This is a genomic window from Pseudomonas sp. UBA6276 (assembly GCF_002438365.1).
GTDB lineage: Bacteria > Pseudomonadota > Gammaproteobacteria > Pseudomonadales > Pseudomonadaceae > Aquipseudomonas > Aquipseudomonas coleopterorum.
Genome location: NZ_DJUS01000028.1, coordinates 1 through 5,428, shown reverse-complemented (window position 1 = coordinate 5,428; position 5,428 = coordinate 1). Strand labels below are relative to the sequence as shown.

At 62.1% G+C, this 5,428-nt stretch carries 5 protein-coding genes; 2 read left to right on the top strand and 3 right to left on the bottom strand.

Annotated features, from left to right (window positions below):
- Window positions 1-68: hypothetical protein (locus tag B2V21_RS03580; RefSeq protein ID WP_286916050.1), on the top strand; the 68-nt coding region annotated here is incomplete at its 5' end.
- 383 nt (window positions 69-451) lie between these two features.
- Window positions 452-2,122 (top strand): 2-isopropylmalate synthase, encoded by a 1,671-nt coding sequence (gene leuA / locus B2V21_RS03575; RefSeq protein ID WP_056844997.1) that lies wholly within the window; start codon window positions 452-454, stop codon window positions 2,120-2,122.
- A gap of 115 nt (window positions 2,123-2,237) precedes the next feature.
- Here the strand turns inward: leuA and B2V21_RS03570 are convergent, their stop codons facing one another.
- The 3 genes from B2V21_RS03570 to der all read right to left on the bottom strand — a co-directional run.
- Complete coding sequence (locus tag B2V21_RS03570; RefSeq protein WP_286916049.1) at window positions 2,238-3,047, bottom strand: amidohydrolase; 810 nt, start codon at window positions 3,045-3,047, stop codon at window positions 2,238-2,240.
- Complete coding sequence (locus B2V21_RS03565; RefSeq protein ID WP_286916048.1) at window positions 3,035-4,183, bottom strand: pyridoxal phosphate-dependent aminotransferase; 1,149 nt, start codon at window positions 4,181-4,183, stop codon at window positions 3,035-3,037. Before B2V21_RS03565 ends, B2V21_RS03570 begins: the two co-directional genes overlap by 13 nt.
- Before the next feature lie 381 nt (window positions 4,184-4,564).
- A partial coding sequence (gene der / locus B2V21_RS03560) for a ribosome biogenesis GTPase Der (protein WP_286916047.1) occupies window positions 4,565-5,428 on the bottom strand: 864 nt, incomplete at its 5' end.

Genomic DNA, 5,428 nt, shown 5'->3' with positions numbered 1-5,428 from the left:
ACTGGAACGTCAGCCTGAACGATGCCCGGGTCGATCCGGCAATCTTCATCAACGCCTTCCAGCCTTGATCCACCGGAAATCCTCTCAGCACTGCTTGACCTGTGGGAGCGGGCTCAGCCCGCGAAGGCCGCACCGTCGACCCAGCGCATTGCGCCGCCCCTTGAAGCCACGCAATCTCTGGCACCTCTTTCCAAATCTTCAGCAATAAAATCTCGCCTGCTCCAAGATAGCCAACTCTCCTACCATTTTCCTCAATACCCTTGCCATTTTTCACCCCAATGGTTAGGGTTGAGGTCATGAAAACCGCCCATACCCTCATCCAGCTCCGCCAGCACCGCAGCCTCTGCCTGGTCAGTGCACGACTGCCTGGCTGAAACGCGTCGCCTCGCCCCTCACCTTTTCGAATGACCGGCAGGCCCTTTCCCCAGGCTGCTCACCAAGGATTTTCACCATGTCCATGCTCAAAGACCCGTCGCAGAAGTACCGCGCGTTCCCGACTATCGACCTCCCCGATCGCACCTGGCCGTCGAAGTCCATCACCGCCGCGCCCATCTGGTGCAGCTCCGACCTGCGCGACGGCAACCAGTCACTGATCGAACCCATGGATGCGGTCAAGAAACTGCGCTTCTGGAAAACCCTGGTCGCCGTGGGCGTGAAGGAAATCGAAGCCTCCTTCCCTTCCGCGTCGCAGACCGATTTCGATTTCGTGCGCACCTTGATCGAAGACGGCCACATCCCGGACGACACGACCATTCAGGTCCTGACCCAGGCCCGTGAAGACCTCATCGCGCGCACCTTCGAATCGCTCAAGGGCGCCAAGAAAGCCATCGTTCACCTGTACAACGCTACTTCGCCGTCCTTCCGCAAGATCGTTTTCAACCAGGACAAACAGGGCGTCAAGGACATCGCAGTGAATGCCGCCAAGCTGTTCGTCAAATACGCAGCGCAGCAGCCGGAAACCCAGTGGACCTTCCAGTACTCGCCGGAGACGTTCAGCGCCACCGAGCTCGAGTTCGCCAAGGAAGTCTGCGATGCGGTGATCGAAGTGTGGAACCCCACTCCGCAGAACAAGGTGATCCTCAACCTGCCGGCGACCGTGGAAGTGTCCACCCCGAACATCTATGCCGATCAGATCGAATGGTTCGGCCGTCACATCAATCGTCGCGACAGCGTGCTGCTCAGCCTGCACACCCACAACGACCGCGGTACCGGCGTGGCCGCCACCGAACTGGGCCTGATGGCCGGTGCAGATCGTGTGGAAGGCTGCCTGTTCGGCAACGGCGAGCGGACCGGCAACGTCGATCTGGTGACCCTTGGCTTGAACCTGTACACCCAGGGCGTCGATCCCGAGCTGGACTTCTCCGACATCGACGGCATCCGCAAGGTGGTCGAGGAATGCAACCAGTTGCCGGTGCATCCGCGTCATCCGTATGTCGGCGATCTGGTCCATACCGCGTTTTCCGGCTCGCACCAGGACGCCATTCGCAAGGGTTTCACCCAGCAGAAGGAAGGCACGGTGTGGGAAGTGCCCTACCTGCCGATCGACCCGGCCGACATCGGTCGCAGCTACGAGGCAGTCATCCGCGTCAACAGCCAGTCGGGCAAGGGTGGCATCACCTACCTGCTCGAACAGGAATACGGCATCAGCCTGCCGCGGCGCATGCAGATCGAGTTCAGCCAGGTAGTACAGGGCGAGACCGACCGCCTCGGCCTTGAAATGACCGCTCAGCAGATCTATGCGCTGTTGCGCAAGGAGTACCTGCAGGCCAACACGCCCTATGCGTTGATCAGCCATCGGTTGCAGGAAGAGAACGGCAACAGTGCGGTTGACGTGGAAGTGCACAGCGACGGTGAAACACAGCACTGGCGCGGCAAGGGCAACGGCGCCCTGGAAGCGCTGGTGGCCTCCATGCCGGTCGCGGTCGAGATCATGGACTACAACGAACACGCCATTGGCGCTGGCACCAACGCCAAGGCCGCGGCCTATATCGAGCTGCGTGTGGCCGGTGGACGTCCGGTGCATGGTGTTGGCGTGGATGAAAACATCACCACCGCCAGCTTCAAGGCACTGTTCAGCGCACTGAATCGCTCGCTGAGCCAGCAGGAAGCGAAAGCTGCCTGACGGGCAGCCACACAGGAACCGGCCTTCAGGGCCGGTTTTTTTATGCCTGCGCTACCCCGTAGGAGCGGTCATCGGCCGCGAAAACCACACCGCGGTGTGTCAGGTATGAGCGTTCCTAGCGCAACTCGTATTCGTCAGCGTCCAAGTGGGCCGGGAACTTGCTGCGATAGGCGTGCAGGGCCTGGGCATCGAGGCTGGCATGAAACACGCCGTCGGCCTCACCCGCGCACAACAGGGTTTCGCCCTGAAAGTCCAACAACTGGCTGTCACCCGTGTAGGCAAAGCCCTTGCCGTCGGTGCCCACCCGATTCACCGCCGCCACGTAGCAGAGGTTCTCGATCGCACGGGCCGGCAGCAGGCGGTTCCAGTGCATGCGCCGCGCGCCCGGCCAGTTGGCCGTGTACAGCAACAGGTCGGTGCCCTCGCCATCTCGGCTCCACACCGGAAAACGCAGGTCGTAACAGATCAACGGACGCACGCGCCAGCCCCTCACGGCGAACACCGCTTGCCGCTCGCCGGGGCTGTAGTGTTCGTGCTCTCCCGCCATGCGAAACAGATGACGCTTGTCGTAGTGCAGCATCCGCCCATCCGGGCAGGCCCACAGCAGGCGATTGCGGTAGCTGCCATCGGCAGCCTGGACGATCACGCTGCCGGTGACCACCGCATCGAGCTTGTTGGCCCACGCCAGCAGCCAGTCGTGGGTCACCCCGTTCTCCGGCTCGCAAAGGCTTTCGGACTCCATTGAAAAGCCGGTGGTGAACATCTCGGGCAAGACCACCAGATCGGCGCCCTGGGCTTGTTCCAGCAAGGTATCGAAGTGTTCGAGATTGGCCTCGCGGTCGTGCCAGGCCAACTGGGTCTGGATCAACGCGATCTTTAGCTCAGGGGCCTGCTCGGCCAGGGGTGCTTCCGTCAGATTCGGCATAGTTTGTGGGCTGCCTCGCGCAGCGTCTCCTCACGTTTGGCGAAACACAAGCGAACCAGGCGCTGGTCCGCAACCGGCGTGCGATAGAACACCGAAACCGGAATGCTGGCTACGCCATGCTCACGCGTCAGCCACAGCGCCATGTCGACGTCGTTGAGGTCGGGGCGGATCGCCGAATAGTCGACAAGTTGAAAATAGGTGCCGGGCGTGGGCACAAACGTGAACCGCGAATCGGTCAGCAGATCGCAGAGCAGATCGCGCTTGCCTTGATAGAACCCAGGCAACGCATCCACGTGGTCGGGGTGTTCAGCCATGTACTCGGCCAGGGCATGCTGCAAGGGCGTGACGCCACAGAAACTGACGTATTGATGCACCTTGCGCAGCTCCCGAGTCAGCGCGGGCGGTGCGATCACGTAGCCGGTTTTCCAGCCGGTGACGTGATAGGTCTTGCCGAACGAACTGACCACGAACGCCCGCTTGTATAGCCGCTCGCAGGCCAGCACGCTGGCATGGGCGACGCCATCGAACACCAGGTGCTCGTAGACCTCGTCGCTGAGGATGTAGATGTCGCGGTCGGCGATCAAGGTCGCCAGGCGGTCGAGCTCTGAGGCAGTGATCAGGGCACCGCTGGGGTTGTGCGGCGTGTTGATCACGATCATTCGGGTACGCGCGTTGATCGCTTGGCCCAGTTGCTGCCAGTCGATGCTGAAATCCGCAGCATCCAGTTGCACGTGCACGCACGTGCCGCCCGCCAATTCGACCGCGGGCTCGTAGCTGTCGTAGCAGGGATCGAACACGATCACTTCATCGCCGTGGCGAATGGTGGCCTGAATTGCGCAGAAAATCGCCTGTGTGGCGCCGGGGGTAATGGTGATTTCGCTTTCGGCATCCACACGACGTCGATACAACCGCTCGACCTTGGCCGCAACCTGTTCGCGCAGGGCGGGCAGCCCGGTCATGGGCGAGTATTGGTTATGCCCGGCCAGCACATGCCGCCCGACGGCTTCGAGCAAGGCAGGCGGACCGTCGAAATCCGGGAAACCCTGAGACAGGTTCAAGGCGCCGGTTTGTGCGGCGAGATGGGACATGGTGGTAAAGATGGTGGTGCCGACATTCGGCAGCTTGCTGCTGATCATGGGCCGCTCCCTGGGAAAACGTTCCCCAGTGTAGCAGGCAGACCGCATACACCGCCGACGCGGCTTGCGCCGCTGCTACAGGGATTGCGGGGGGCCTGATGGAACGCATGGGGCGTCGACGCGGCTTGCGCCGCTGCTCCAGGGGTTGCGGGGGGCCTGATGGAACGCGTGGAACGCCGACGCGGCTTGCGCCGCTGCTACGGGGATTGCGGGGGGCCTGATGGAACGCATGGGACGTCGACGCGGCTTGCGCCGCTGCTACAGGGATTGCGAGGGGCCTGATGGAACGCATGGAACGTTGACGCGGCGTGCGTCGCTGATACGGGTTACACATTCCCCTGTAGCAGCGGCGCGAGCCGCGTCCGGCACCACCGCGGTGTATCAGCGCTTGTCGCGGCGCTTCTTGTCGGCCTTCTTGTGGTGCGACATCAGGCGACGCTTCTTGTTGACCTGGCGGTCGGTGAGCGTGTTCTTGTTGCCTTCGTACGGGTTCTCGCCACCCTTGAACTCGATACGGATCGGCGTACCGACCAGCTTGAGCACGCGGCGATACGTGTTTTCCAGATAGCGCACGTACGACTTCGGCACCTTCTCCACCTGGTTGCCGTGGATCACGATCAACGGCGGGTTGGCACCACCCAGGTGAGCGTAGCGCAGCTTGATCCGGCGGCTGTTGACCATTGGCGGCTGGTGCTCCTGCACCGCGTCCTCGAGGATCTGGGTCAGGCGGCTGGTCGGCCAGCGGGTGATCGCCGACTTGAACGACGCCTGCACCGAAGCATACAAGTTACCCACGCCGGTGCCATGCAGCGCCGAAATGAAGTGGATGTCGGCGAAGTCGACGAAGAACAACCGCCGCTCCAGCTCGACCTTCACATAGTCGCGCTCGCTGGGCTGCATGCCGTCCCACTTGTTCAGCGCGATGACGATGGCGCGCCCGGTTTCCAGGGCGAAGCCCAGCAGGTTCAGGTCATGGTCGACCACGCCTTCGCGTGCATCCATGACGAAGATCACCACGTTGGCGTCCTGGATCGCCTGCAGCGTCTTGACCACCGAGAACTTCTCGACTTCCTCGTGGATCTTGCCGCGCTTGCGCACACCGGCCGTGTCGATCAACGTGTACTTCTCTTCGTTGCGTTCGAAGGGAATGTAGATACTGTCGCGAGTCGTACCTGGCTGGTCATAGACGATCACCCGATCTTCGCCGAGCATGCGATTGACCAGCGTCGACTTGCCGACGTTGGG

What these genes read in the sequence shown, in the direction of transcription:
- B2V21_RS03570 (WP_286916049.1), bottom strand. Translation starts at nt 3,047, where the DNA reads ATGCCGAATCTGACGGAAGCACCCCTGGCCGAGCAGGCCCCTGAGCTA.
- B2V21_RS03565 (WP_286916048.1), bottom strand. Translation starts at nt 4,183, where the DNA reads ATGATCAGCAGCAAGCTGCCGAATGTCGGCACCACCATCTTTACCACC.
- leuA (WP_056844997.1), top strand. Translation starts at nt 452, where the DNA reads ATGTCCATGCTCAAAGACCCGTCGCAGAAGTACCGCGCGTTCCCGACT.